At 67.7% G+C, this 26,382-nt stretch carries 20 protein-coding genes; 10 read left to right on the top strand and 10 right to left on the bottom strand.

What is annotated here, in order from left to right; genetic code table 11:
* Positions 1-138 precede the first annotated feature (138 nt).
* The 5 genes from BMZ21_RS04745 (at position 139) to BMZ21_RS04725 (ending at position 11,969) form a co-directional block, all read left to right on the top strand.
* On the top strand, positions 139-2,109 hold the full coding sequence (locus BMZ21_RS04745; protein ID WP_342029020.1) for an autotransporter assembly complex protein TamA: 1,971 nt from the start codon (positions 139-141) through the stop codon (positions 2,107-2,109).
* Positions 2,109-6,431 carry a translocation/assembly module TamB domain-containing protein gene (locus BMZ21_RS04740; RefSeq protein WP_091830191.1) on the top strand — a complete coding sequence of 1,441 codons (4,323 nt, stop codon included), beginning with the start codon at positions 2,109-2,111 and terminating at the stop codon, positions 6,429-6,431. Before BMZ21_RS04745 ends, BMZ21_RS04740 begins: the two co-directional genes overlap by 1 nt.
* A gap of 550 nt (positions 6,432-6,981) precedes the next feature.
* Positions 6,982-8,376 carry a porin gene (locus tag BMZ21_RS04735; protein WP_091830189.1) on the top strand — a complete coding sequence of 465 codons (1,395 nt, stop codon included), beginning with the start codon at positions 6,982-6,984 and terminating at the stop codon, positions 8,374-8,376.
* A 211-nt stretch (positions 8,377-8,587) separates the two neighbouring features.
* Positions 8,588-10,945 (top strand): OmpA family protein, encoded by a 2,358-nt coding sequence (locus BMZ21_RS04730; RefSeq protein WP_091830187.1) that lies wholly within the window; start codon positions 8,588-8,590, stop codon positions 10,943-10,945.
* A 10-nt stretch (positions 10,946-10,955) separates the two neighbouring features.
* Positions 10,956-11,969 (top strand): hypothetical protein, encoded by a 1,014-nt coding sequence (locus tag BMZ21_RS04725; RefSeq protein ID WP_091830185.1) that lies wholly within the window; start codon positions 10,956-10,958, stop codon positions 11,967-11,969.
* 5 nt (positions 11,970-11,974) lie between these two features.
* Here the strand turns inward: BMZ21_RS04725 and BMZ21_RS04720 are convergent, their stop codons facing one another.
* Positions 11,975-12,862, bottom strand: coding sequence for an alpha/beta fold hydrolase (locus BMZ21_RS04720; RefSeq protein ID WP_091830183.1), 888 nt, complete (start codon positions 12,860-12,862; stop codon positions 11,975-11,977).
* Between the two features lie 184 nt (positions 12,863-13,046).
* Between BMZ21_RS04720 and BMZ21_RS04715 the strand changes: the two genes are divergently transcribed.
* Positions 13,047-13,955 carry a cyclase family protein gene (locus BMZ21_RS04715; protein ID WP_091830624.1) on the top strand — a complete coding sequence of 303 codons (909 nt, stop codon included), beginning with the start codon at positions 13,047-13,049 and terminating at the stop codon, positions 13,953-13,955.
* Positions 13,956-13,976: 21 nt separating this feature from the next.
* On the opposite strand, the gene BMZ21_RS04710 is transcribed toward BMZ21_RS04715, so the two are convergent.
* On the bottom strand, positions 13,977-16,016 hold the full coding sequence (locus tag BMZ21_RS04710) for a lytic transglycosylase domain-containing protein (RefSeq protein ID WP_091830181.1): 2,040 nt from the start codon (positions 16,014-16,016) through the stop codon (positions 13,977-13,979).
* 278 nt (positions 16,017-16,294) lie between these two features.
* Here BMZ21_RS04710 and dapA point away from each other — a divergent pair, with 278 nt between their 5' ends.
* Complete coding sequence (dapA, locus tag BMZ21_RS04705) at positions 16,295-17,188, top strand: 4-hydroxy-tetrahydrodipicolinate synthase (RefSeq protein ID WP_091830179.1); 894 nt, start codon at positions 16,295-16,297, stop codon at positions 17,186-17,188.
* 51 nt (positions 17,189-17,239) lie between these two features.
* Positions 17,240-17,713 carry an SsrA-binding protein SmpB gene (gene smpB, locus BMZ21_RS04700; protein WP_091830177.1) on the top strand — a complete coding sequence of 158 codons (474 nt, stop codon included), beginning with the start codon at positions 17,240-17,242 and terminating at the stop codon, positions 17,711-17,713.
* A gap of 15 nt (positions 17,714-17,728) precedes the next feature.
* Here smpB and BMZ21_RS04695 read toward each other — a convergent pair whose 3' ends face one another.
* The 6 genes from BMZ21_RS04695 to lepB form a co-directional block, all read right to left on the bottom strand.
* Positions 17,729-18,115, bottom strand: a complete 387-nt coding sequence (locus tag BMZ21_RS04695; protein ID WP_091830174.1) for a nuclear transport factor 2 family protein — start codon at positions 18,113-18,115, stop codon at positions 17,729-17,731.
* Positions 18,116-18,176: 61 nt separating this feature from the next.
* Complete coding sequence (locus tag BMZ21_RS04690; protein ID WP_425285403.1) at positions 18,177-18,905, bottom strand: superoxide dismutase; 729 nt, start codon at positions 18,903-18,905, stop codon at positions 18,177-18,179.
* Between the two features lie 119 nt (positions 18,906-19,024).
* The gene (locus tag BMZ21_RS04685) at positions 19,025-19,639 is read right to left on the bottom strand and encodes a LabA-like NYN domain-containing protein (protein WP_091830169.1); all 615 of its coding nucleotides are present in this window, start codon (positions 19,637-19,639) and stop codon (positions 19,025-19,027) included.
* A 177-nt stretch (positions 19,640-19,816) separates the two neighbouring features.
* A complete protein-coding gene (era, locus tag BMZ21_RS04680) occupies positions 19,817-20,728 on the bottom strand; it encodes a GTPase Era (RefSeq protein WP_091830167.1) in 912 nt (303 codons plus the stop codon).
* Positions 20,721-21,452 carry a ribonuclease III gene (gene rnc, locus BMZ21_RS04675; RefSeq protein ID WP_208862214.1) on the bottom strand — a complete coding sequence of 244 codons (732 nt, stop codon included), beginning with the start codon at positions 21,450-21,452 and terminating at the stop codon, positions 20,721-20,723. The genes era and rnc overlap by 8 nt, the downstream gene beginning before the upstream one ends.
* The gene (gene lepB / locus BMZ21_RS04670; RefSeq protein ID WP_091830163.1) at positions 21,449-22,213 is read right to left on the bottom strand and encodes a signal peptidase I; all 765 of its coding nucleotides are present in this window, start codon (positions 22,211-22,213) and stop codon (positions 21,449-21,451) included. Before lepB ends, rnc begins: the two co-directional genes overlap by 4 nt.
* A 341-nt stretch (positions 22,214-22,554) precedes the next feature.
* On the opposite strand from lepB, the gene aqpZ reads away from it, so the two are divergent.
* On the top strand, positions 22,555-23,286 hold the full coding sequence (aqpZ, locus tag BMZ21_RS04665) for an aquaporin Z (RefSeq protein WP_091830161.1): 732 nt from the start codon (positions 22,555-22,557) through the stop codon (positions 23,284-23,286).
* A 17-nt stretch (positions 23,287-23,303) separates the two neighbouring features.
* Here the strand turns inward: aqpZ and acpS are convergent, their stop codons facing one another.
* Both acpS and BMZ21_RS04655 read right to left on the bottom strand, forming a co-directional pair.
* Positions 23,304-23,708, bottom strand: coding sequence for a holo-ACP synthase (gene acpS / locus BMZ21_RS04660; protein WP_091830159.1), 405 nt, complete (start codon positions 23,706-23,708; stop codon positions 23,304-23,306).
* 9 nt (positions 23,709-23,717) lie between these two features.
* Positions 23,718-24,470 carry a pyridoxine 5'-phosphate synthase gene (locus tag BMZ21_RS04655; protein ID WP_091830157.1) on the bottom strand — a complete coding sequence of 251 codons (753 nt, stop codon included), beginning with the start codon at positions 24,468-24,470 and terminating at the stop codon, positions 23,718-23,720.
* 203 nt (positions 24,471-24,673) lie between these two features.
* On the opposite strand from BMZ21_RS04655, the gene BMZ21_RS04650 reads away from it, so the two are divergent.
* Positions 24,674-26,380, top strand: coding sequence for an ATP-binding protein (locus BMZ21_RS04650; RefSeq protein ID WP_091830155.1), 1,707 nt, complete (start codon positions 24,674-24,676; stop codon positions 26,378-26,380).
* The last annotated feature ends 2 nt before the right edge of the window (positions 26,381-26,382 follow it).

Below are 26,382 nucleotides of genomic sequence, written 5' to 3'. Positions count from 1 at the left end.
CCTGATCCCGAGCGTCGAATTGTGATCAATCGGAGGCGCGATCACAAAATCAACGCATTCGCTGCGTTTGAGTTGGGTTGAGTTGGAGGTTTGATGCGGTCATGGCGAAGGGGCAGGATCGGTATTGCCGGCGGAGGCTTGGTTGCTTTCGCGGCGATGCTTGCCGGTGAGGTTTCGCCGGCCCGCGCCTTCGACCTGTCGTCGCTCGACGTCTTCAACCTCTTCGGCAGCAAGGACAAGCCGCCGCCGGTCAGCGAAACGACGCTTCCCTATGAATTGAAGTTCGAGCTCGGCGACGTGCCCGATGCCGGCGCGCTGAAGCGCAGCCTGCAGGACGCCTCGCTGCTCTATCGCCTGCGCGAGGATGCGCCTCCGGACGGCGAGACCCTGGCCCGCCGCGCCGCCGCCGACATCAATCCGCTGATCGATGCGCTCTGGGCGCAGGGTTATTTCAACGCGCAGGTCGCGATTGCGGTCGACGGCGTCGCGGTGACGCAGGCTGGCGAACCGCCGCCGGGGCTCGCACCCACCGCCGAGCGCTACCGCAACCGTGCCCCGGCGCCGATCGTGGTCACAGTCGATCCCGGCCCGCAATTCTCGCTGCGCAATGTCGATATCGTGCCGAGCGGGCGCCGCGATCCCGAGGCGGTGATTCCCGATCCCGGCAAGGTGTCCGGCCTCGTGCCCGGTGCCCCGGCGACGTCGTCCTCGATCCGGGCGGCACAGGCGGCGCTGGTCGATTACTGGCGGGGCAAGTCCCGCCCGCTCGCGCGCGTCGTCGAGGTTCGCCCGGTCGTCGACCACGCCGCGAAGATCATGGACGTCTCGGTCCTCGTCGATCCCGGCCCGGTCGCCGGTTTCGGCGACGTTTCGATCACCGAGACCGGCGACATCCCGCCCGAGGTGATCCGGTCCTTCATCTATCTCGAGCCCGGTGAACCCTATTCGCCCAAGGCGCTCGCCGACACGCGCAAGTCGATCGCGACGATCCCCGCCGTCGGCTCGGTTCGCATCCGCGAGGACAAGGGGCTGGACCAGGCCGGCAACCTGCCGATCTTCGTCGAGGTCAACGAGCGGCCCAAGCGCCTGCTCGGCTTCTCCGCCCGCTATTCGACGATCGACGGCCCGGCGGTGAAGACCTACTGGGAGCACCGCAATCTGTTCGGCGGCGCCGAGCGCCTGCGGCTCGAAGCCTCCGTCTTCTTCGCGCCACGCATCGACGGCACCAAGATCCAGCGCTTCGGCGATTTCGAGCCGAGCGATCTCGGCGCCCGCTTCTCGGCGAGCTTCCTGAAGCCGGCGCTCGGCGGCAGCCGCAACGATCTGCTGATCGACGCGACCGGGGTGCGCGAGCGCGTCGGCACCAACCGCTATGGCGGCTACACCGCGCGCTACGCCAACGTCACCGCCGCGATTCGCCATCGTTTCAGCGACGTCTTCTCGATCCAGGCCGGCATCGAGGCCGAGCGCGGCCAGACCAGCGACGTGCTCGGGCAGGTCGACTACATGCTGGTCGGCGTGCCGCTCTCCCTGCGCTACGATTCGACCGACAGCCAGCTCGACCCGACCCGCGGCATCAGGGTCGCTGCCTCGGTCACGCCCTATGCCGCCTTCGGCGACAACGCTGCGCCGTTCATCCAGAGCAAGGCCTCGATCTCCGGCTATTACGCGCTCGACGAAGACGCCCGCTACGTCCTCGCCGGCCGGATCGGGCTCGGCTCGATCGCCGGCGCCGACCTCGATGAAGTGCCGGCGACGCGGCGCTTCTATGCCGGCGGCGGTGGCTCGGTGCGCGGCTACGCCTATCGCACGCTTTCGCCGCTCGGCCCGCTCAACCGCCTGACCGGCGGGCGCAGCCTGTTCGAAGCTTCGGTCGAGGCCCGGATCAAGATCACCAACACGATCGGCATCGTGCCCTTCTTCGACGCGGGCATGGCCTTCGCGTCGCAGTTCCCGAGCTTCAAGGAAAAGATGCAGTACGCGGCCGGACTTGGCCTGCGCTACTACACGCCGATCGGGCCGATCCGTCTCGATGTCGCCGCGCCGCTCAACCCGCGCAAGGGCGACAAGCCGGTCGCGCTCTATATCAGCATCGGGCAGGCCTTCTGATGGGCAAGCTCCGCATCTCGCGACTGCTCGCTGGCCTGGGGGCCCTGCTCATCGCCGCAACGCTGGTCGTCTTCACCGGCCTTGGCGGCTTTGCCCAGAACGCCGGCGACCGCGGCGTCCTCGCCGATCTGATCTCGAAGGCGCTTTCCACCGATGGCAGTCAGGTCTCGATCGGCGCTGTCGACGGCGCGCTCTCCTCCGACGCGACCATCCGCGACATCGTCATCTCCGACCGCGACGGCCCCTGGCTCAGGCTCGATCGCGCCCGGCTGATCTGGACCCGCTCGGCGCTGCTGCTGCGCCGGCTCGAGGTCAACCGGCTGGAGATCGGCAAGCTCGAGATCCTGCGCAAGCCCGTGCCGGAACCGGGCGCCCCCCCGCCGGCCGACAACGCGCCGATCCTGCCGGAGTTGCCGCTCAAGGTGATCGTCGAGGCCTTCCATCTCGGCGAGCTCGCGCTCGGCCCGACCGTGATCGGCGCGCCCGCCAGATTGTCGGCGACCGGGGCGGCCCGTCTCGGCCCGCCCAATGAAGGCCTCGACTTCCGGCTCGCCGGGCGCCGGCTCGACATGGGCGGCAGCCTGGATGTCAATCTGCGCTTCGTGCCGCAATCGACGCAGCTCCAGCTCGCGGTCAAGCTCGACGAGCCGGCCGGCGGGCTGATCTCGACCATTGCCGACCTGCCGGACCGCCCGCCGGTCAAGCTCGACCTGACCGGCGACGGCCCGCTCGACCGCTTCCGCGCGACACTCGCCTTTGCTGCCGGCCCGACCATCGGCGCCAATGGCACGGCTGATCTCAGCCGCCAGGGGGCGGCACGCCGGCTCCTGCTCGCGCTCGATTCCCGCATAGCCGGCCTGATGCCGCCGCCGGTCGCGCCGGTCTTCGAGGGCTCGACCCGCCTCGACGGCACGCTCGCATTCGCCGATAGCGGTGCCGTCTCCGTCGACCAGATGGCTCTGGTCTCGGCGCTGGCCCGGCTCGACGTGAACGGCCTCTATGGCGCCGACAAGAACCTCGACTTCAAGATCACCGCCGCCGCCCGTCCCAATGCCGAAGGGCGCACCGTCGCCTCCGGCGCCGAGATCGCCAAGCTCGCCTTCGATGCGACGATCCGCGGGCCGGCCGCCGGGCCGCGCATCAACGCCAGCCTGCAGGCGGAGGGCGCGAGCGTTCCCATGGGCAAGCTCGGCAAGCTCGATTTCACCTTCACCGCGACGCCGACCGGCGCGCTGAATGATCCGGCGACACGCACCGTGCTCGTCTCCGACGGCGAAGCCTCCGGCGTCGCGCTGACCGATCCCGGCCTGGCGCGCTTCATCGGCGATCGCCTGCGCTTCACCTTGCGCGGCACGGCTTCTGAGGGCGGTGGCGGCGAGTTCGAGACGCTGAAGCTTGCCTTCGGCGGGGCGGAGCTCGGCTATGCCGGCCGCCTCGATCCGGCCCGCATCCTCGGCAAGGTGCAGGCGCGCCTGCCGGACCTGTCGCGCCTCAGCATGCTCGCTGGCCGCACGCTCAAGGGCTCCGCCGCCATCAGCGCCGATGTCGATGCCGAGCCGAAGAAGCGCCTCTATGCGGTCAAGCTCGATGGCGGCGCCGAATCGCTGACGCTCGGCCAGGAGGCGCTCGACCGGCTGCTCGCCGGCAAGCTTACCCTCGGTGGCGAGATCCGGGTGCCCGCCAGCAGCGGGCTCGTCGTCAACGGACTGCGCATCGCCGGCATCCATGTCGCGGCGACGGCCGACGGCGCACTCGGCGCGCAAGGCTCGAGCCTGAAGGCCAACATCGCCATTCCCGATCTGCGCCGCGCCGATCCGAAACTCTCGGGGCAGGGCGCTTTCGATGCGACGCTGACCGGCCCCCTCGACAAGCTCGATGCGACGCTGAAAGCCGGCATCAGCAACGCGACCGCGCTCGGCCGGCCGGTGCCCCGCCTGGCGCTCGACGCCACGCTGCGCGATCTGCAGGGCGCGCTCTCCGGCGATGCCAGGCTCTCCGGCGAGGTCGATGGCAGGCCGGCGACAGGTGTGTTGCGCTTCGCCAAGCGCGATCCGGGTGGCTGGGCGCTGCCGCAGCTCGATATCGCCATAGGCTCGGTCACCTTGAACGGAGCGCTCGATCTCGACGCCTCCAATCTGGCCGAGGGCAACCTCAAGCTCGCGGCGCGCAATCTCGACGATCTCTCGGCTCTGGCGCTCGCCAAGCTGGGCGGCCGGATCGAGGCCGATGTGAAGCTGGCGCGCCCGACCGGCGGCCAGAATCTGGATCTCAAGGCCAGCGCGCAGAAGCTTGTTGCACCTAGCGTTTCGCTCGATCGGCTCGACGCCGACATCGCCATTGTCGACGCGCTGCGTAAGCCCTTGATCAACGGCGCCGTCCAGATCGACCGCGCCGTCATCGCCGGCGAGCCGGTGAGCGCGATCCGCCTGGTCTCGAAGGGCGGCGCCGACGCCAGCGACATCAGACTCGATGCCACCGCACGTGGCTTCTCGCTCGCCTCGAAGGGACGGCTTTCGGTCGCCGATCCCCTGCGCTTCGATCTCGCCAGTTTCACCGCGACCCGCGACGGCCGCAGGATCGCGCTGGCCAGGCCGGCGAGCTTCACCGCGATCGACGGCGGTGTTTCCATCCGCGATCTTTCCATCGCGCTCGACGGCGGCCGGATCGCCCTCGACGGCGAGGTGGGCAAGGCGCTCGACCTGCGCTTTGCCGCGCAGAACGTGCCGCTCTCGGCCGCGCGCCTGGCGTCGCCGACGCTCGATCTCTCCGGCACGCTCGATGCGGAAGCGACGATCAAGGGCACGCCCGAGGCGCCGACCGGCCCCTGGCGGGTCCGCATCGCCCGCCTCGTCGCGCCGCAGACGCGCTCCGCCGGCTTGCCGCCGATAGAGATTTCGGGGCAGGGCGCGCTCGATGGCCGCCACACCAGCCTCGACGCCAGCCTGAATGCCGGCCGCTTCGTCAGCCTGACCGCCAAGGGCAGGGCGCCGCTCGGCGGCGACGGCGCGCTCGACCTCTCCATACAGGGAAAAGCCGACGCTCAGCTCGCCAACGCCCAGCTCGCAGCCGACGGCCGACGCTTGACCGGCCAGCTCGCGCTCGACCTGCGTGCCGGCGGCACACTCGCCGCACCGCGTTTGTCCGGCGGCGCGACACTCTCCGGCGGCAGCTTCAGCGATGCGCTCCAGGGCGTGAAGCTGACCGGGCTCGAGGCGCGCGTCGCGGCCAACGGGCCCGATCTGGTCATCGAGCGTTTCGCGGCGCAGACGCCCGGCGGCGGCACGCTCTCGGCCCGCGGCAATGTCAAGCTCGATCCCGCGGCCGGTTTCCCCGGCACGATCCGCATCGAGGGCCGGCGCGCCCAGCTCGTCGACAGCGGGCTGGTCCGGGCGGTCGCCGATCTCAATCTCGACCTTGCCGGCCCGCTGGCGCAGCGGCCACGCATCGGCGGACGCATCGATGTCGTCACCATCGAGGTCGCGGTGCCCGATCGCCTGCCGTCGAGCTCGCGGCCGGTCGACGGCATCCGCCATGTCAATGCCAAGGGCCAGGCAGCGGCCCGCCTCGCCGCCGAGCGCAAGGCCCGCGCTGTGGCGAATCGCAAGGGCGCGCGCGCGCCGGCCTTCGACGCCGTGCTCGACATCACCGTCTCGGCTCCGGGGCGCGTCTTCATCCGCGGCCGCGGCATCGATGCCGAGCTCGGCGGCGACCTGCGCGTCGGCGGCACCTCCGGCGCGCCGGCCCTGATCGGCGGCTTCGATCTCCGGCGCGGACGGCTCAACCTCGCCAGCCAGCGCCTCGACTTCAGCAAGGGCCGCGTCACCTTCTCCGGCGACGTCATGCCCACGCTCGACTTCGTCGCCGAGACCAGAGCCGCCGATGTCACCGCGCGGATCATTGTCTCCGGCGAGGCTTCGGCGCCGGAGTTCACCTTCACCTCCTCGCCCGAGCTGCCGCCTGACGAGGTGTTGTCGCGCCTGCTCTTCGCTCGCGCCTCCGGCTCGCTCTCGCCTTTCCAGGCGCTTCAGCTCGCGCAGACTGCCGCGCAATTCTCCGGCGCCGGAGGCGACGATGTCTTCGAACGCATCCGTCGCTCGCTCGGCGTCGACAATCTCGATGTGCAGGTGGGGCCGGGCGGCCCGACGGTCGGCGTCTCCCGCGCGATCTCCGACAACATCACCCTCGGGGTGAAGGCTGGCGCCAAGCCCGAGGACAGCGGCGTCTCGGTCGGCATCGACGTGACCCGGCGCCTGAAGCTCCAGGCCGAGACCAATGCCGACGGCAGCGCTGCTGTCGGCGTCGGGGCCGAGTGGGAATACTGAGCCCCGCATTCGCTCCGCCGCCCGCCGAAGCCTCCTCCGTCATTCGGGGGCAGCGCGCAGCGCTTGAGCCCGGAACCCATGAACACGATGGTGGCATGAAAAGGTGCCGTGGCCCGAGCTCGCGCCTTTGGCCCGCTTCGGAAGGACGGCGAGATTCGTCTGCTGCGTGGCGCCGTCGGGCGACTCAGGCGCAGGCCATGACCCATGAGATTCGCCGCCAGGCGGGCCAGGAAGCTCGCAAACGGCCCGGTTCGGTTAACGCCCTCTTAAGTTTGCCGGTCAAAGCGTGGCCCGGCTGCAACACCGGGGGGTAAAGCGGGTCCTCGGCGGGGACTGTGGCGTGATCGTGGTTGATTGGCGGCCGGGCATTCGTAATGGTGACTGTGCGGCGGGACGTTCCCGGTCGCTGTTTTTCGTCTTCGCCTCCGAACGGTTCGGGGACGCGGGCGAAAGACCGGGATAGGCGGGTTCGCCGGACAGGTCTCCTGGGGCCACCGGATAGGAACACGCCGACGCCCGAGGGTCTCGAAACTCTTTTGGAGGTTATCAAATGAAGCTCGTAAAGAGCCTCCTCCTCGGTTCCGCCGCCGGCATCGCCGCGGTTGCCGGGGCTCAGGCCGCCGACCTTCCTTCGCGGAAGGCCGCTCCGGTCGAATACGTTCGCGTTTGCTCCGCCTACGGCGCGGGCTTCTTCTACATCCCGGGCACCGACACCTGCCTGCGCGTCGGTGGTCGTGTCCGTGCTGAATACACGGTCGGCACCCGCTACGGCGACGGCCAGGACGCTTACGGCACCCGCTCGCGCGGTCGCCTGAACGTCGACGCCCGCACCGCGACCGCCTACGGCACGCTGCGTACGTTCTTCCGCTACGAGCTGACGGTCAGCTCGGGCTTCTATGCCGGCACCATCGGTGGCAACCAGGGCATCATCGCCCCCGGTCAGGCTCGTAACGGCGCCGCCGGCCCGGGCACTGCCTCGAACCTCGATCTGGCCTTCATCCAGTTCGGTCCGATCACCGCCGGTCGCGCTCAGTCGTTCTTCGACTTCTATGCGAACGACTTCGGCTTCTCGACGATCCGCACGGCTGACTCGCGCCTCAACCTGTTGGCTTACACCGCCACCTTCGGTTCGGGCTTCTCGGCCACGGTCTCGCTGGAAGATCGCAACACCGGCACCGGCCAGCGTGAGAACGGCGCTTTCGGTCGCTTCACCGGCGCTGGTCTGACCCTCGGCGGTCAGGACTTCCCGGACATCGTTGCCTCGCTCCGCGTCGATCAGGGCTGGGGTTCGGCTCAGCTGTCGGGTGCGTTCACCCAGCGTAAGGTCCTTTCGACCTTCACCGCTGCTGGCGTTCTTACCCAGGCCAGCTCGGACGAGTACGGCTGGGCCATCCAGGGCGGCGTGAAGATCAACCTGCCGATGCTTGCGGCTGGCGATCACCTGTTCCTGCAGGCCGCTTACGCCGACGGCGCTCTCGGCTACCTCGGCTGGGGTGGTCAGTACGGCTCGGGCCGCCAGACCTCCTCGATCGCTGGCAACCAGCTCGTGATCGGCGATCTTGGCGTCTCGGTGCTCGGCAGCGCCAAGACCTCGACCGGCTGGTCGGTTGTGGCCGGTCTGCGTCACTTCTGGACCCCGCAGCTGCGTTCGGAGCTCTACGGCTCGTACTCGGAAGTCAAGCTCGGCTACGTCCAGGCCGCCGGCCTCTACGCCGCTGGCGCTCCGGTCCGCTCGCTTGATCCGAAGGAGCTCATCGTTGCTGGTAACCTGATCTGGTCGCCGGTTTCGGGCCTGGATATCGGTGTCGAGGTTCTCTACACCCGTACCGAGCTGGCCTCGCGCGTTCTGCAGGTCGACAACAACGGCGCTCGCGTCGGTGGCTTGGCGGGCGTCAAGAGCGACGACGCCTGGGCTGGTCGTCTCCGCATCCAGCGCGACTTCTGATCGATCATCCGATCGTTCAATGGAGGCCCCGGGGAAACCCGGGGCTTCTTTCGTTTTGGGCCGATATTCGCAGCGCAAAAACCCATCTGATCGTCACAAGGGCTGGGGCGGTCCCTTGCTTGACTCAGGGATACGATAGGGCGTGATTGGAACAGGTTGCGAGCGTCGGGATTCGACGCGTGCGGCCCGAGGACGAGGCGGGGATTTCGGCATGGCGCGGCAGGCCGGGTGGCTCTGGGGGCTCGTTCCGCTGTCCTTGGTCTGGGCGGCCGCCAATGCGCTGAACACCGAGCCCGTCCGCCGTGATATCGAGGCGAGGGCGCTTGCGGCGAGCGCGGTCGCCGGGTCAGCCGCGGGCGCGCGCGGCGTCTCGGTCCGCGTCAGCGGGCGCGACGTCTATCTGGATGGCGAGGCTGTCACGGCCGATGGCGCGAGCAAGGCGCTGGCCCAGCTTCAATCGGAATTCGGCGTCCGGCGCGTGCTGGGCGGGCTGACTCAGGTCATCGCTCAGAAACCCTATAGCTGGTCAGCGACGCGGCAGGGCAATCTCGTGACGTTGTCCGGATTCGTGCCCGACGAGGCGACGGCCATGGCGACGCTGGCGGCGGCGCGGGCGCTGGGCCCGGGGTTCAAGGTCGACGACCAGCAGAAGGTCGCGTTCGGAGCCCCCGTCGGTTTCGCCGAGCTCGCAGCCCAGCTGATGCGCGACCTCGGCCAGCTCTCCACCGGCAAGGTCGCGCTAGACGACACTCGCTATTGCGTCGAAGGCACGGCTGCGACGCCGCAGAGCTTCCAATCCTTGCGCGAGGGCGCTGCCAGCGCGTCGCCGAAAGGCTTCACGCGCGTCGACTGCATGCTCAGCCCGGCGACGGTGAGTCCCTATCGCTGGAGCGCGGAAAAGACCGCGTCCGGCGCCGTCACGGTCACCGGCTACTACCCCTCCGATGCGGCGCGTCGCGAGATCGGAGCGTTGCTCGGCCGCACTTTCTCCTCCGCCGGAGCCGTGACCGATCGCATGCTGCAGGCTGCTGGCGAGCCGCCTGCTTTTGCGAGCAGGGTGGCGCGTGCCGTCGCCGATCTCGCTCGTCTGCGCAGCGGCAAGGTCGAGCTCGATGGCGCCGCCTATCGCATCTCCGGACAGGGACCGGACGGTTACGAGGCCTGCGAGGCACTGAAGCTGAACATCGCGCAAGGCGACGGTCCCGATTCTGTCGCGCTCGCCAGCGTCACTTGCCCGCCACCTCCGCCGCCGGCGCCTAAGAGCGAGCCTGCGCCGGTTCCATCGGTCGACGTGCCGCCGACCGGGCCGGCAACACCGAGCGTGCCTGCTCCGGCCAGCCAGCCATCGGCTCCGGCCAGCCAGCCATCGGCTCCGGTCAATCCGATCCCTGCCGCGCCTGGTCCCGCTGCAACCGCCGAGCCGCGGCCAGCGCCGCCTATCGCCCCGCGGCCGCTGCAATGGCGGGCCGAGAAGTCCGAAAGCGGTATCGTCCTGTCCGGTGCCGCGCCCGACGCTGCGGCCAAGGCGGCTGCACTGGAGGCGGCGCGCGCGGCGTTGTCCGGCGGCGAGGTCATCGATCGGACTGTGATCGAAGCTGGTCAGCGCGGCGGTCCCGATTATGGCGAGGCGACCCGCTTCGCCCTCGGACTCCTCGGCAGGATGGCGCAGGGCAGTGTCTCGCTGGCGGGTTCTGCACTCAGCCTCACTGGCGCGGCTGCGGACAAGGCCGGCTGGCAGGTCTTGGACGACGCTCTGAAAGGCAAGGCCTTGCCGGCCGGGCTCTCGCTCTCGGGCCGGCCCGCGCTCACCCTGCGCAGCTATGGCTTCAGCGCCTCGATCGACAGATCCGGCGGCTATCTCAGCGGCTATCTGCCCGACGCCGCGGCGAAGGACGCCATCGCGGCTCTGATCGAGGCCTCGCCCTTGCGCGGTCGCATCAGCGACGAGACCGAGATTCTGCCGGCGGCTCCGACCGGATTCGGGGTTGCGGCGCGCGGCGCGGTCCAGGACCTGCTGCGGCTCGATCTGGGCTCGGCCAGCGTAGTCGATCGCGAGGTCAATGTCCGCGGTTTGACCTGCCGCGCGCTGATCCGCGACGAGGTGCAGACCAATCTGGCGAGCGGCTTGCCGGACAGCTTCTCCGGCAAGGCCGAGATCGGCATGCGCCAGACCGGCTGCGTCATCGATCCGCCGAGCAACTGCCAGAACGAGCTCGATGCGCTGACCCAGCGCTACTACGTGATGTTCGGCCAAGGCACGGCGGTCGTGACGCTCGATCCGGTGACCGAGCGGGCGATGACGGAGGCTGCCGCCATCCTCAAGCAGTGCCCGGCCTCGCGTGTCACCATCGAGGGCCATGCCAATCTCGACGGCGAGCGCAGCGGCTTCAACAATCTCGATCTGTCGAGCCGGCGGGCGCTGCGGGTCCGCGAGGAGCTGATCCGTCGCGGCATCGGGCCGGCCCAACTCGAGGTCAAGGGCTACGGCACAGACCGTCCGCTGGTAGCCCATGGCGATCCGGAGGCGCGGGTGAAGAACCGCCGCGTCCAGTTCACCGTGGCGAAGTAAGGAGGGAGCGATGCTCTATCTCGCGACCCAGTTCGCCTGGTTTCTCCTCGCCGCCTTCGCGATGGGCCTCGTCTTTGGCTGGCTGACCGGCCGCGGCGGCCCGCGTGGTTTCGCTGGCGGCCCGGTCCTCGGCCTCGCCATGCTCTGGGCCGCGCTGGCGGCGCTGGTCTGGCTTCGGCTCGTCAACGATCAGGCGGCGTTCTGGATCGAGACGGCGCTGCTCTATCTGCTCGCCTATGCCGCCGGCTGCCTGATCGGCAGCCTGTTCGCCGGTGAAGGCGAGGCGCTCCCGGTGCTTGCCGCCCCGGCACCCCGCCTTGCCTTGCCGCAGCCTGCTCCGGCTCTTCGCCCACCGGTCGCGAAGGTCAAGGCCAGCGAGGCAGCGACGGGCGAGCCGGCTCCCATGCCGAAGGTGGAGGGCGAGGATGCGATCGCCGGCAAGCGCCCGGCCGGCTTCATCGCCGCCCACGGCGGGCAGGCCGACGATCTCAAGCTGATCAAGGGAATCGGCCCGCAGAACGAGGCGCGCCTGCACGCGCTCGGAATCTGGCATTTCAGCCAGATCGCCGCCTGGACCCCTGAAAACGTCGAGTGGGTCGGCACTTATCTCGCTTTCCCGGGGCGGATCGAGCGCGAGGGCTGGGTGGCACAGGCGGCTGCGCTGGCACGAACCGCGACGACGGTCGAGCCGGTGACGGCGATCCCGCTCTCCGGAGCGGCGCTCGAAGGCAAGCGCCCGAGCAACCTCCTGCCGGGCGCTCGCGGCGGCAAGCCGGACGATCTCGGCCTGATCGATGGCATCGGTCCGGCGATCGCCGAGACCCTGAACACGCTCGGCATCTGGCATTTCGACCAGATCGTCGCGCTGGGACCGGACGAACTGCGTTTCCTCGCCCATCACACCGGCTTCCCGGGCCGCGATGTCGCGGAGCAGTGGCAGGCCGAGGCGAAGATCCTCGCCGGCGGCGGCGAGACCGAGCATTCGCGGGCGGTCAAGGCGAAGCGCCGCAAGAGGAAGCGCTGAGCGGCTCAGGCCGCCTGCTTCTCCGCCTTCGCGATCAGCCGGCCGATGCGGCGGACCATGTCCTTGCTGCCGAGCAAAGGTGCATGACCCTGGCCCGGCGCGGTGAAGGTCTCGCAGCGCGGATGGCGCCGGCCCATCTCGTCCAGCGTCTTTTCCGCCAGCAGGTCGGAATTCTCGCCGCGGATCGCCAGCACCGGGACATGGTTCAGCGCCGCGAAATAAGGCCAGAGCTCGGGTAGGGGCGCTTCGAGGTCGAGCTCCTCCAGCGTCTTGAGCAGGCGCGGATCATAGTCCGGGACCAGCGCGCCGTTGCGCTCGGTCCAGGTCCGGCGCGCCATGATCTCCCATTCGGCCTCGCCGAAGAGCGGGAACTGCTGGTCCGAGAGCCGCTTCAGGATCTCGGCGCCTTCGGCGAAGCTGCGCGGCGTCGGCAGCTTGCCGACATAGCCGCGGATGCGCAGCAGGCCACGCGCGTCGATCACCGGCCCGACATCGTTGAGAACGGCGCCGCGGATCGCTGCAGGCCGTGCCGCGCCGAGAGCCATGGTCAGGAGCCCGCCGCGCGACGTGCCGACAAAAACGGCCTCTTCGACGCCGGTCGCTGCCAGGACCTGCATGAGATCGTCGAGTTCGACGCGGATGTCGTAGTCGTGCCAGTCCTTGGCGTAGTCGGAGCGGCCGCGGCCGCGATAGTCGAGCGCCAAGACACGCCTCGGCCCGTCTTCCGCCAGCGCCAGCGCGAGCTCGTGGAAATCGGCGGAGGTGCGCGCCAACCCCGCGAGGCAGACGATCGGGAGGTTTGGCGCCGCCTGTGGCCCATACTCGCGGATGTGCAGCTTCAGCCCGTCGCGGGCGCTGATGAAGAGGGAGCGGAAGCCGGTATAGGCGGTCATCATAATCTCGAACGCGTCGTCGCCAGCCCGCACCTTAATCACGGCCGCAAGCGACAGGAAAGCAGGCCTGGCCGGCTCGCGGCTATGCCTGTCTGCATAATGAGCCTTGCAGGGGTCCGCATGGACAATGCGGGAGCGTCATGCGCTCGTTCGAGCGCGCGGCATCGCCAGCAGCGAGGGGGCCATGGTCGACAAGCGGGTCTGTTTCGATTTCGAGGTGGCCTTCTCCAATGGCGGAGGCATTCAGGGGCAGGATTTTCGTCTCGACATTGCCGGTGACGATATCTCGGACGACGAGCTTGCGGCCTACATCATCAAGGACCTGCGCCTGCTGATGGTTGGCGAGGTCCGCATTCTCAACAAGGTGATCATAGAAGAGCGTCACAAGCGGGCGCCGCAGTCGCCGGACGCGGTGGTGCAACGGCTCGACGACCTTTTCGTCGATCTCAGCCATACGATCGAGTCGGGGATGATCACTTACAAGGAGATGCCTGCCCCGCTGATCTGCGACCATCTTTCCCGGGGCAAGTCGCGCGAGTTCTATGCCGAAGGCACCGAGTTTCAGATCGGCCGCATCGACATGGTTGCCAATACCGGCACCTATATCGATATGCCGTTCCACCGCTATGCCACTGGCCACGACCTGGCGGGGCTGCAGCTGCGGCGTGTGTCGGATGTGCCGGCCGTCGTGGTTCGGGTCGAAGGCGCGGCCGGGCGGGCGATCGACTGGCACCATTTCGTCCCTGTCGCGTGCACCGGACATGCGGTGCTCGTCCATACCGGCTGGGACCGGCACTGGCGCACGGACGCCTATTTCGAAGGGCATCCGTTCCTGACCGAGAAGGCGGCTCTCTATCTGCGCGACCAGGGCGCCGTGCTCGTCGGGATCGATTCACTGAATATCGACGACACCGCCGGTGGGGCCCGGCCGGTGCACTCCGTCCTGCTCGGCGCCGATATCCCGATCGTGGAGCATCTCACCGGGCTGGGCGGGCTGCCGGCCTCCGGTTTCCGCTTTTCCGCCGTTCCGCCCAAGATCAGCGGCATGGGCACCTTCCCGGTGCGGGCGCATGCACGACTGGTCGCGGAATAGCGCGGCGCAGCGGTCAGGCGCTCAATCCCGCTTGCTGCCGCGCTTCAGATCGTAGTCGATCATATAGGCCGTGCGCTGGTTGAGGCGCTGGCGATAGACCTGCAGGTTTTCCATCACCCGCTGCACATAGTTGCGGGTCTCGGTGAAGGAGATGCGCTCGACCCAGTCGACGGCATCGACCTCGGGCGTGCGTGGATCGCCATAGGCGGCGATCCACTTCTTCACATTGCCGGAGCCGGCATTATAGGCGGCGAAGGTCAGGATATAGGAGCCGCGCCAGTCGCCGAGCAGGTCGTTGAGATGGGCCGCGCCCATCTTGGCCGAATAGAGCGGGTCCTTGGTCAGCTTGTCGAGCTCGAAGGGCATCTGCGCCCGTCGCGCCGTCTCGCGCGCCGTTGCCGGCATCATCTGCATCAGCCCGAGCGCGCCGGCATGCGAGACCGCGCCCGGATCGAAGGCGCTTTCCTGGCGGGCGATCGCGTGGACGATGGCGCGCTCCATCGGATCGCCAACCGACGGGAATTCCGGTACGCCGAAGGTCGGGAAGGCGGCCTCGTCGAGCGGGAAGCCGCGCTGCAGCGAAATCTTGCCGATGGTCAGCAGGGTCCTGGCGTCGGCGCGCTGGCGCGCGATATCGGCGATCGCCTCGAGCGCGGCGGCATCGTGCAGGCGCTGCGACAGGTCGATCAGCAATTGGCCGGCGAGATCGGGTGCCTCGATCGCATAGAGCAGCTTGGCCGCTTTGAAGCCAGGCAGATGCGCCAGCGGCGCCGCGATGGTGCGCCGGACCGGCAGGTCGGTGAGGCCGAGGCGGGCGCGGGCGAGCTGGCCGTAATAGGCGACGGGGTGCTCGGCGGCGCGGGCGTAGAAGGTCCTGGCCTCATCGCTCTTGTTCAGCGCATCGGCGGCACGGCCTTGCCAATAGGTGGCGCGGGCTACAGAGATCGGCGTCTCCGCGATCTTGGCGGCTTCGGCGAAATGCTTGGCTGCCCGCTCAGCATCCTTCTCGAAGCGCAGCGCGATCCAGCCCGCATGCCATTCGGCGTCGATGCGCTCGGCTGCATCCTCGGCGCCATGGCCGGACGCGACCGCATAGGCGCCCTTGGCGTCGCCGTCGTCGAGCAGCTTGCGGGCAATCAGCCGGCGCTCCTCCCACCAGCCATCGCCGTCGCCGAGCACGCCTGGGTCGCGCGGCACCTCGGCGATCGCCTTGGCCGCATCGGCCGGCTTGCCGGAGCGGCGCGCCTGCTGCGCCTGCAGAAAAGCGAAGGAGATGTCCTTCTTCAGGGCGGCCGGCACCGCGTCGATCTGCTTTTGCGCGATCGGGCCCTTGGCCTTGGCGCTGGCGAGCCGGACCTTGGCCAGTGCGACATAGTCCTGCGAGACGCGTGCCGCGTTGCGCAGCGCCTCTTCGCTCTTGCCGGCGAAGAGATAGCGCTCGGTGCGCAGGCGATGGTCGGCGACGGTGAGCTTCTCGCCGAAATTGTCGAGCACGATCTTCTCGAGCCCGGCGCCGAGATGGTCCTTGAGCCAGATCCGGCGCGCCAGCGCCAGTGCCTCGTTCGCCTTGCCCTCGGCGGCGAGGGCTCGCGCCAGCGCGACGCGTCCGGCGGGGCTGATCGGCTCGCGGCCGTGGAAGAAGGCACGCACGGTCTCGGGCGAGCGCCGGTCGGTGAGCAGCGCTGCTTCGGCGCGCCGGCGGAACGGCGTCGTACCGGGATAGTTCGGGAAGGCGTCGAGGAATTCGGCGATGCGCTCGAAGCTGACGACATTGGCGAGGCTGCGCAGCGCCACCCATTCGAGCATGCCGCGCACCGCCTTGTCGTCGATGCCGCGGGCGATGGCGTCGCCATCCTCCAGCTTTCCGGCGCGATAGGCCGCCACGGCCTTCTTCAGCGGCTCGAGATCGATGCGCTCCTCCGGCCGAAGGATCGTGGCTGGCGGCACGGGCGACGCAGGCGGCTCGGTCTGCGGCGCGAGCGAGGCCGTCACGCCGACATCGACGCTCGCAGGTCCGGGATCGTCGCTCGTATTGACGCGCGCCAGGCGCTCGATCTGCAATGGGTGCGAGCCGTCAGGGCCCGCGGAGCAGGGTCCAACAGCAACGAGGATAAGCGTCAGGCCAGCTCCGAAGAACCGTCGGCCCGGCGATAGCGCCATCAAGGGGTCCCCCCAAGCAAGCCGGATCGTAGCAGTAGGCCATGCTCCCGCAGGGAGCTTTATGAAGTCCTAACCATGCCGCCACGATTTTTGATGGGTTGCCGGCTTTGCGGACTGCGGCTGAAAGGCTATGTCTGTCGCCCGTTTCACGCCGAACTTTGTCGTTTTCAGGACCGTCCATGACCAAGCATGCGCCACTCACCGGTTCGATGCCCGCGCTGGTGACGCCGTTCAAGGGCGGCAAGATCGACGAGGCGACGTTGCGCGCTTTGGTCGACTGGCAGATCGAGAGCGGCTCGACCGCGCTCGTTCCGGTCGGCACCACCGGCGAAAGCCCGACGCTCAGCCATGACGAGCACGGCCAAGTCACCGAGATCGTCATCGACCAGGCCAGGGGCAGGGTGCCGGTCATCGCCGGCGCCGGCTCGAACAACACCACCGAGGCGATCTCGCTGGCAAAGCACGCCGAGAAGGCGGGCGCCCAGGCCGTGCTCGTGGTCACGCCCTATTACAACAAGCCGACCCAGGAAGGCATGTACCAGCACTTCAAGGCGGTGAACGACGCGATCGGCATCCCGATCATCATCTACAACATCCCGCCGCGCTCGGTGGTCGACATGTCGGTCGAGACCATGGCGCGCCTCTACGAGCTCAAGAACATCGCGGGCGTGAAGGATGCGACGGCCAATCTCGCGCGTGTCTCGCTTCAGCGCCATGTGCTCGGCCCCGATTTCATCCAGCTCTCGGGCGAGGATATGACCGCGCTGGCCTATATGGCTGCCGGCGGCCATGGCTGCATCTCGGTCGTCGCCAATGTCGCGCCCAAGCTCTGCGCCGACCTGATGGCTTGCGCGCTCAAGGGCGACTATGCCGGTGCCCTGAAGATCCAGGACCGGCTGGTGCCGCTGCACGACGCCATCTTCAAGGAGCCCGGCCTCGCCGGCGCCAAACACGGTCTGAAGCGTCTTGGCCGGATCGAGGAGGAAGTCCGTCTGCCGCTGATGCCGGTGACGCCGGCGACCGGCGAGGTCATTCGCAGCGCCATGGTTCACGCCGGCCTGCTGAATGCTTAAGTAAGGTGATCGGTCCCGCTATTTGCGGCCGCCGGTTGCCGGAGTGTTTCGATGAGTAAGCCCGATCCCGAGCGCTACAAGCTTGCGGCCGACAACCGCAAGGCGCGCTACAACTATGCCATCACCGAGACGCTGGAAGCCGGCATCGCCCTCCAGGGCACCGAGATCAAGTCGCTGCGCGGCGGCAAGGCGACGATCGGCGAGAGCTATGCCGGGCCGATGGGCACCGAGCTCTTCCTGTTCAACGCCCATATCCCGGAATATCTCGAAGCCAACCGCTTCAACCACGATGTCCGCCGGCCGCGTAAGCTGCTGCTGCACCGCCGCCAGATCGACAAGCTGATGGGCGCGATCCAGCGCGAGGGCTACACCGTCATCCCGCTCAAGGTCTATTTCAACGACAAGGGCCGGGCGAAGGTCGAGCTCGGCCTCGGCAAGGGTAAGAAGCTGCACGACAAGCGCGAGACCGAGAAGGCCCGCGACTGGAACCGCGACAAGGCGCGCATCCTGAAGACGGGCGGATAGGCGCCCAATTCATGCCTATCCGGCGGTCAGCCCGTCAGGCTCGACAAAACCTCCCTCTGGCGCCGAGTGAGGCAGCGACCAGCCGAAATAGACCTCGACCTCGACGATCCTGTCGTTCCGGATTGTCAGGATCTCGGTGTTGCGAAAGCCCTTGCCGTCGCGGCCTTCGCCCTCATAGGTCACGAAGACCGTCTCGCCGCTCGCGATCAGGTGCTTGAACGTGCAGGCGCGGATGCGCTCGCTGTTCGGCCAGCAGCGCTCGAAATAGGTCGCGCGATCGAGGCGATTGTCGAGCGGGCTGGTGAAATGGAAGTCCTCGTCGAGCAGGGCTTCGATCGCTGCCCGATCCTTGTCGACATAAGCTTCGTAGCAGGCGCGCGCGATCGCGCTGACATCCGACATGGAACTGCCCCCCTTTTTCCGTTGCAACCGTGACGGGAGAGGTCTGGGCAAGTTCCCTCTGTCAGCCCATCGCCTTCTTGAAGTTCTCGTTCGCCTTGTCCCAGTTCACCGTCTTCCACCAGGCGGCGAGGTATTCGGGTCGGCGATTCTGGTACTTCAGGTAGTAGGCGTGCTCCCAGACGTCGATGCCGAGCACGGCCTTGGCGCCTAGCTCCAGCGGCGTATCTTGGTTGGCCGTCGAGATGATGGCGAGCTTCTTGTCCTTGTCGACGACGAGCCAGGCCCAGCCCGAACCGAAGCGCGTCGCGCCGGCCTGATTGACCTTCTGCACCAGCTCGAGCATCGAACCGAAGGCGCCGTCGATCGCGCTCTTCAGCTCCGCGCCGGGCTGCTGCGCGCCGCCCGGCGTCATCAGCTCCCAGAAGAAGCTGTGGTTCCAGTGCCCGCCGACATTGTTGCGCACGGCGGTGCGGACATTATCCGGGGCAACGCTGAGATCGGCGAGCACCGTCTCGATCGGCGTGGTGCGCAGCGCTTCCCACTGGCCCGCGGCCGCGTTGGCGCCGTTCACATAAGCCTGATGGTGCAGCGAATGGTGGATGCGCATGGTCTGCGCGTCGATGGTCGGCTCCAGCGCCTCGTAGGCGTAAGAGAGCTTCGGCAGTGTGAAGACCGGCGGCGGAGCGGCGGGTGCCGGCGCAGGGGCCGCCTGCGCCAGGACCAGCGCCGGACGGGCAATCACGAAGGCTGAACCGGCGGCGAGGCCGGTGAGAAAGCTGCGGCGTTCCAAGGCGTGCCCTCCGGGTGTCGTTGCGGAAACAGAGGTTGCGCGAGCCGCAGCTGCGGTCAAGTGCCCGCGGCTCAAGGTCGCTGCTCCCTGCATCGACAACGCGACAGGGCAGGGCAGGTTCAACCTTCCGGCAGCTCGTCCCCCTGGCGGATGCCGTAGCGCCGCTCCAGCCCCGGATTACCGGCGCCGGGCGCGCGCGCCGCACGCTCGGCCGGGTCGCGGCCGACCTTCTGCATCAGGCTGGCGAGTTCGACGAACTCGTCGCATTGCCGGCGCAGATCGTCGGCGACCATCGGCGGATTGGTGTTGATGGTCGAGACCACCGAGACCTTGACGCCCTTGCGCTGGACCGCCTCGACCAGCGGGCGGAAATCGCCATCGCCGGAGAACAGGTAGATTTGGTCGAGATGGGGGGCGAGCTCGAGCATCTCGATGGCGAGCTCGATGTCCATGTTGCCCTTGACGCGCCGGCGGCCGGTCGCGTCGGTAAACTCCTTGGCAGCCTTGGTGACGACGCGGTAGCCGTTGTAGTCGAGCCAGTCGACCAGCGGTCTGATCGAGGTGTACTCTTCGCTTTCCACAAGTGTTGTGAAGTAGAAGGCACGTATCAGATTGCCGCGTCCCTGGAATTCCTTGAGCAGGCGTCGATAGTCCATGTCGAAGCCGAGCTGCTTCGACGTCGCGTAGAGGTTAGCTCCGTCGATGAAGAGCGCGATACGCGGTTCACCTGCCATGCAATGGCTCCTGGCTTAAATACGGTCGATCAATAAGAATCGGCACGGATCTGGGTCGAATAATGTCAGGCTGACGCTCCAAATCGAGCGATCCTTCGGCGCTTATGTGGTGAATGTGGCGTACCGCGCAAGATTGGGAGCAGATTTTACCATTTTCACGTGCGAGCGCTGCAATATTCAGCTTTTTGGAAAGTCCAATCCCATCTCGCGATAGCGCTCCGGATCGTCGCTCCAATTCTCGCGGACCTTGACGAAAAGGAAGAGGTGCACCTTCGCCTCGGCCGCTTCGGCGATCTCGACGCGCGCCTTCTGGCCGATCGCCTTGATCGTCTGGCCGCCTTCGCCGAGCACGATCTTCCGCTGGCCTTCGCGCTCGACATAGATCGTCTGCTCGATCCTGACCGAGCCGTCCGGGCGCTGCTGCCAGCTCTCGGTCTCGACGGTCGAGCGATAGGGAAGCTCGTCGTGCAGCCGCTCGAAGATCTTCTCGCGGGTGATCTCGGCGGCAAGGAAGCGCAGCGGCGCATCCGAGATCTGATCCTCAGGATAGAGCCAGGGACCGGGCTTCAGCCGGCTCTCCAGCCAGGCGAGGATGTCCTTGACGCCATAGCCGGTCAGCGCCGCGACCATGAAGGTCGTCTCGAACTTGGACTGCTCGTTTACTGCTACGGTGATGGCGAGCAGCTTCTCCTTCGGGATCGTGTCGATCTTGTTGAGGATCAGGAACTTCGGCTGCTTCAGCTGGGCGAGCCTTTCCAGCAGCGCGGTGTTCTCCTCATGGTCGAAGCGGCCGACATCGATCAGCACGCCGATCAGGTCGGCATCGGTTGCACCGCCCCAGGCGCTCGTCACCATGGCGCGGTCGAGCCGGCGCTTGGGCGCGAAGATGCCGGGCGTGTCGACGAAGATGATCTGTGTCGGGCCGGAGAGGGCGATGCCGCGGACCTGCGTGCGCGTCGTCTGCACCTTGCGCGAAACGATCGAGATCTTGGCGCCGACGAGCTGGTTCAGCAGCGTCGACTTGCCGGCATTGGGCGCGCCGATCAGCGCGACGAAGCCGCAGCGGGTTTGCTGGTCGCCCTCAGCCATGGTCGGCCTCCGCCCCTTCGTTCCACAATCCCTGCCGCCGCAGGAAGGCTTCGGCCGCCGCCTGCTCGGCCAGTCGCTTCGAGCGGCCTTCGGCCTCTGCTTCCACCAGCGAGCCGATTCTTACCGCGATCCGGAAGATCGGCGCATGGTCGGGGCCGGAGCGGCCGCGCTCGGCATAGGTCGGCGTCGGATGGCCCTGGCCCTGCGCCCATTCCTGCAACGCGGTCTTGGCGTCGCGCAAGGGCGTGACCGGCGTCAGCAGCCGCTCGCCGAAGCCGGCTTCTACCAGCTTGCGCGCGGCATCATAGCCACCGTCGATGAAGACGGCACCGATGATCGCCTCGCAGGCATCGGCCAGGATCGCCTTGTTCTTGCGCGCGCCGGAAAGGATCTCGCCCTCGCCGAGGCGAAGATGCGGGCCGACGTCCCAGGCGCCCGCCACCGCCGCGCAGGTCTCTTTGCGGACCAGGTCGGCGAGGCGGCGCGACATGTCGCCTTCCTCAGCCTGCGGGTAGGTGGTGAACAGCATGTCGGCGATCGAGAGACCGAGCACGCGGTCGCCGAGGAATTCGAGCCGCTGATAGCTCGCGAGCCGGCGCGGATCGGCGCTCATATGGGTGAGCGCCGTCTCTAGCAAGGTCCGGTCGCGGAAGCGGTAGCCGAGCCTGTCCTCGAGCCGCGAGAGTTCGGGCAGCTTGCGGCCGCTATCGCTGGGCTTGCTCACTTGATCGTCGAGAACATGCGGTTCCAGCGCACCGTCCAGGGCCACTCCCAGATGCGCCAGGCCGACGCGCCCTCGTCGATCGAGAAGAAGATGATCTCGGCGCGGCCGACGAAGTTCTCGAACGGCACATAGCCGACGCTGCGGTCGCGCGAATCGAGCGAGTTGTCGCGATTGTCGCCCATCATGAAGAAATGGCCGGCGGGCACCGTGAACACTGGGGTGTTGTCGAAGGTGCCAGTGTCGCCCTCGCGCTCGATGATGTTGTGGCTGACCCCGTTCGGCAGGGTCTCGCGATACTGGATCACGGGCGCCGAGCGGCCCCAGGCGTCGGTGGTGACGAAATCGGCGATGCGCTCTCGCTTCACCGGCGCGTTGTTGATGTGCAGGATGCCGTCGATCATCTGGATGCGGTCGCCCGGCAGGCCGATGACGCGCTTGATGTAGTCGGTCGATCCGTCGCTCGGCAGCTTGAACACCGCGATGTCGCCGCGTTTGGGCTCCGCGGCCCAGACCCGGCCCTGGAACAGCGGCGGGCTGAACGGCATCGAGTGCTTCGAATAGCCGTAGGTGTATTTCGAGACGAACAGGTAGTCGCCGATCAGCAGCGTCGGGATCAGCGAGCCCGAGGGGATGTTGAAGGGCTGGAACAGCAGGGTGCGGATCACCAGGGCGATCAGCAGCGCCTGGACGACGACCTTGACCGTCTCGAGGATGCCGCCTTCGTCCTTGGTCTTGCTTTTGATCTCGGCGTCGTTCGCCACGCGGGGGCTCCTGCTGGATGCGTTTCGATTGCGCGGTCTAGCCGACTATCGGGCGGCGGACAACGAACGCGTGATATGACAAGGCGATATGGAAGAAGAGACGGCCCTTGCACGGGCCGAAGGCATGCTGTGCCGATACTCCTATCGGCCGTCGCCGAAAAGCCCCGAGGTGGTGTCCTCAGTGCAGGGTGCCTCTGCAAGCGCTGCCGAAGGCATGCCCGGCCTTAGGCCGGGGCCTTGGCGAAACGCTGCCCTCCGCGACCCCCTGCGTCTGCGCCAGATTGACGCTGGGTCCGCCTGCGATCACAGTCCCGTGATTGCAACCAAGGGGGGGAATCGGCATGAGCACGAGAAATTATGTCGCAGAGGCGATCGGAACCTTCTGGCTGACTTTCGCGGGCTGCGGCAGCGCCGTGATCGCGGCGGGCTTTCCGCAAGTCGGCATCGGGTTGCTTGGCGTCTCGCTAGCGTTCGGTCTGACCGTCGTCACCATGGCCTACTCGATCGGCCATATCTCCGGCTGCCATCTCAACCCGGCCGTCACGATCGGCCTCGCCGCCGGCGGGCGCTTCCCGACCGGTCAGGTGGTGCCCTACATCGTCGCCCAGGTCGTCGGCGCCATCCTCGCCGCCACCGTGCTCTACTTCATCGCAGTCGGTGCGCCCGGCTTCGATCTCGCCAAGGGCTTCGCCTCGAACGGCTATGGCGAGCACTCCCCCGGCAAATACGGCCTGGCCTCGTCCTTCCTGACCGAGGTGGTGATGACCATGATGTTCCTGTTCATCATCATGGGCGCGACCCATGGCAAGGCGCCGGCCGGCTTCGCCCCGCTCGCCATCGGCCTCGGCCTCGCCCTGATCCACCTGGTCAGCATCCCGGTCACCAACACCTCGGTGAACCCGGCGCGCTCTACCGGCCCGGCGCTTTTCGTCGGCGGCTGGGCTTTGCAGCAGCTCTGGCTGTTCTGGGTTGCCCCGATCATCGGCGGCGTGCTCGGCGGCGCTCTCTACCGCTGGCTGAGCGACGAGCCGAAGGGCCAGATCACCGGCGTCAACCCGGCTCCCGCCGAATAGCGCTATGCGAAACGAGGTCAGGCCCGGATCGGCCTGGCCTCGATCACCACGAAGGCCTGGGCCAGAGGCGGATCGTCGGTCAGCGAGACATGCACGACCGCCTCATGGCCCGGCGGTACCATCTGCGCGAGACGCGCTGCGGCGCCCCCGGTCAGCCGCATGGTCGGCCGCCCGCTCGGCAGGTTCACCACCTCCATGTCGCGCCAGAACACGCCGGAGCGAATGCCGGTGCCGAGCGCCTTCGAGCAGGCCTCCTTGGCGGCGAAGCGACGGGCATAGGACGCCGCGCGAGTGGCGCGGCGATCGGATTTCGCCTGCTCGCCCGGCGTGAAGATGCGCTGCGTGAAACGCTCGCCGAAGCGGGCGAGCGAATTCTCGATACGACGGATGTCGCAGAGATCGGAGCCGATGCCGAGGATCATGCCAGCGGTCTAGCTGGCCGCACGTCCTTCGTCCATCGCTCGCCGCATCACGGCGATGGCCGTTTCAAGCCCGACGAAGATCGCTTCGCCGATCAGGAAATGGCCGATGTTGAACTCGACGAAATCGGCGACCCCGGCGAGCTTTCGGGCGGTGTCGTAGTCGAGCCCATGGCCGGCATGGACTTCGAGGCCCAGCGAGGCGGCAAAGGCTGCGCCATTGGCGAGCCGCTGGAACTCGGCTTGCGCCTTGGCGGCATGGCCGTCCGCCACGGCGTGGCACCAGGTGCCGGTATGCAGCTCGACCACGGGGGCACCGAGTTTCGCCGCCATCGCGATCGGCGCCTCGTCAGCCTCGATGAACAGCGATACGCGGCAACCCGCAGCCTTTAGGCGGGCGATCGGGGCAGCGAGCACCTGCGCCTGGCCGACGACATCGAGCCCGCCCTCGGTGGTGCGTTCCTCGCGCTTCTCGGGGACCAGGCATGCGGCATGCGGTTTGAATCTCTCGGCGAGGCCGATCATCTCCTCCGTCGCGGCCAGCTCGAAATTGAGCGGCTTGGACAATTCGGTTGCCAACCTTGCCATGTCGGCGTCGCGGATATGGCGTCTGTCTTCGCGCAGATGGGCGGTGATGCCGTCGGCGCCGGCGGCCACTGCGAGAAGGGCGGCACGCACCGGATCGGGCAGGGCGCCGCCGCGGGCATTTCGCACGGTCGCGACATGGTCGATGTTCACGCCAAGGCGCAAGCGGTTCTCGGTCATGGTCGCCCCTCCGTCCTCTGCCGTCTACGCCGCACTCGGCAGCGGTTCAAGGCAAGCAATGTGATCGACACCGTCAGCGTTCTTGATCAATTGATGCACGCAATGCGTGTGTTATCGGAGGATGCGCGAAATCTGCGGCGTGATTGTTGTTAAGTCCTGGAAACTAGCCTCCGAAAATTCCCTTGGGCGTTTTCAGACCTTTCATGCAGCTTCCCGCGAACCATCGGCAGTTCGAGAGCGAGGTTACCCCCGATCGGCGCGATGCGAACCGGTCGTCCGACCGAGCGCTCGGCCGCGTGATTGCCTGTTCGGGGGCGCGCGCCACGATAGCGGCAAGCGCGTCCGGGGCAGGGCCAGGCACGCTGGACGGCTGTGCGATCGGCCGCCTGCTCTCGATCAATCTCGGCACCAGCCGAATCGTTGGCCTGGTCTACGAGATGCGTGCGTTGGAATCGGCCTGGAACGAGGCCGGGTGCAATTCCATAGCAGTCGAGGTCGAGCTGCTCGGCGAGGTCGTCGATGGCGAGAACGGCACTGCGCGCTTCGACAGCGGCATCACCAGCTATCCGCCGATCGGGGCGCCGGCGCACCGCATCCGCTCGCGCGACCTCGAGCGCATCCACGATCTCGGTCAGCGCAAGGGCATCGTCCTCGGTAGTCTGACGCAGGATGCGGGCGTCGCGGCAAGCGTCGACATCGAGCGCCTGCTGTCGCGGCATTTTGCCGTGCTCGGCACCACCGGCGTCGGCAAGTCGAGCGCTGTCGCGCTGATGCTGCGCAAGGCGGTCGCGGCCAAGCCGAATCTGCGCGTGCTGATCCTCGATCCCCACAACGAGTACGCCCACGCCTTCCCCGAAAACTCCGCGCGGATCGATGCGAGCACGCTCGACCTGCCGTTCTGGCTGTTCCGCTTCGAGGAATTCGCCGACATCGTCTTCCGCGGCCGCTCTCCGCTGGAGGACGAGGCCGAGATCCTGCGCGAAGTCATCGCCGTTGCGCGCAGCCGCTACCGCACCGTGTCGCCGCAGGACATGGCGCGCGATCTTGGCAGCAGCGTGCTGAAGCGACCGCTGGAGTTCGGCGCCGCCCGTCGTCCGGCCGACGCCAGCGGATCTGCCGAGCTCGCCGCGCCGTATCGCCTCGCCGATCTCTTCGCGGCAATCGACGAGCTGATCGGTCTCCACGAACTGCGTTATCCGCGTACGACCCTGCGGGCGCTCAGGGTGCGGCTGGAGACGTTGCACGGCGACCCGCGCTACGGCTTCCTCTTCGCCCATGCCAACAGCATGGAGACGATCGCCCCGGTGATCAGCCAGGTCTTCCGCGTTCCGCATCGGGGCCGGCCGATCACCGTCTTCCAGCTCGCCGGGCTGCCCTCGGAGGTCGTCAACGCCGTTGCGTCCAGCCTGGCGCGGCTCGCCTTCGATCTCGCCATGGCGAGCCGCGGCAGCTACGAGATCCTGCTGCTCTGCGAGGAGGCGCATCGCTATGTGCCGCAGGATCAGGCGCTCGGCTTCGCGCCGACGCGCCAGGCCATCGCCCGCATCGCCAAGGAGGGGCGCAAATACGGCGCTTATCTCGGCCTCGTGACGCAGCGTCCCGGCGAGCTCGACCCGACCATCCTGTCGCAATGCTCGACCGTCTTCGCCATGCGTCTCGGCAATGATCGCGATCAGGAGATCATCCGGGCCGCGATCGCCGATGCCTCGGCCAGCACCATCGCCTTCCTCTCCTCGATCGGCAATCGCGAGGCGATCGCCTTCGGCGAGGCGGTCGCGACGACGATGCGTATGCGCTTCCTGGAGCAGCGACCCGAGGAACTGCCGGCGATGGCTGGTCGTATGCCGGCACAGCCGGAGCATCGCGAGCCGCTGGTCGAGGAGCTCGTCGCCCGCATGCGCGGACTCTGACG

The sequence above is a fragment of the Allobosea lupini genome, assembly GCF_900109525.1.
GTDB classification, from domain to species: Bacteria; Pseudomonadota; Alphaproteobacteria; order Rhizobiales; family Beijerinckiaceae; genus Allobosea; species Allobosea lupini.
The sequence above is the reverse complement of the archived record's forward strand: the minus strand, read 5'-3'. Positions and strand labels throughout refer to the sequence as shown.

Excerpts from the sequence above, each read along its gene's own strand:
- dapA (WP_091830179.1), top strand. The coding sequence starts at position 16,295 with ATGACCAAGCATGCGCCACTCACCGGTTCGATGCCCGCGCTGGTGACG.
- BMZ21_RS04735 (WP_091830189.1), top strand. The coding sequence starts at position 6,982 with ATGAAGCTCGTAAAGAGCCTCCTCCTCGGTTCCGCCGCCGGCATCGCC.
- smpB (WP_091830177.1), top strand. The coding sequence starts at position 17,240 with ATGAGTAAGCCCGATCCCGAGCGCTACAAGCTTGCGGCCGACAACCGC.
- BMZ21_RS04725 (WP_091830185.1), top strand. The coding sequence starts at position 10,956 with ATGCTCTATCTCGCGACCCAGTTCGCCTGGTTTCTCCTCGCCGCCTTC.
- aqpZ (WP_091830161.1), top strand. The coding sequence starts at position 22,555 with ATGAGCACGAGAAATTATGTCGCAGAGGCGATCGGAACCTTCTGGCTG.
- acpS (WP_091830159.1), bottom strand. The coding sequence starts at position 23,708 with ATGATCCTCGGCATCGGCTCCGATCTCTGCGACATCCGTCGTATCGAG.
- BMZ21_RS04695 (WP_091830174.1), bottom strand. The coding sequence starts at position 18,115 with ATGTCGGATGTCAGCGCGATCGCGCGCGCCTGCTACGAAGCTTATGTC.
- BMZ21_RS04740 (WP_091830191.1), top strand. The coding sequence starts at position 2,109 with ATGGGCAAGCTCCGCATCTCGCGACTGCTCGCTGGCCTGGGGGCCCTG.
- BMZ21_RS04730 (WP_091830187.1), top strand. The coding sequence starts at position 8,588 with ATGGCGCGGCAGGCCGGGTGGCTCTGGGGGCTCGTTCCGCTGTCCTTG.
- BMZ21_RS04655 (WP_091830157.1), bottom strand. The coding sequence starts at position 24,470 with ATGACCGAGAACCGCTTGCGCCTTGGCGTGAACATCGACCATGTCGCG.
- BMZ21_RS04720 (WP_091830183.1), bottom strand. The coding sequence starts at position 12,862 with ATGACCGCCTATACCGGCTTCCGCTCCCTCTTCATCAGCGCCCGCGAC.
- BMZ21_RS04685 (WP_091830169.1), bottom strand. The coding sequence starts at position 19,639 with ATGGCAGGTGAACCGCGTATCGCGCTCTTCATCGACGGAGCTAACCTC.
- era (WP_091830167.1), bottom strand. The coding sequence starts at position 20,728 with ATGGCTGAGGGCGACCAGCAAACCCGCTGCGGCTTCGTCGCGCTGATC.
- BMZ21_RS04715 (WP_091830624.1), top strand. The coding sequence starts at position 13,047 with ATGGTCGACAAGCGGGTCTGTTTCGATTTCGAGGTGGCCTTCTCCAAT.
- BMZ21_RS04650 (WP_091830155.1), top strand. The coding sequence starts at position 24,674 with ATGCAGCTTCCCGCGAACCATCGGCAGTTCGAGAGCGAGGTTACCCCC.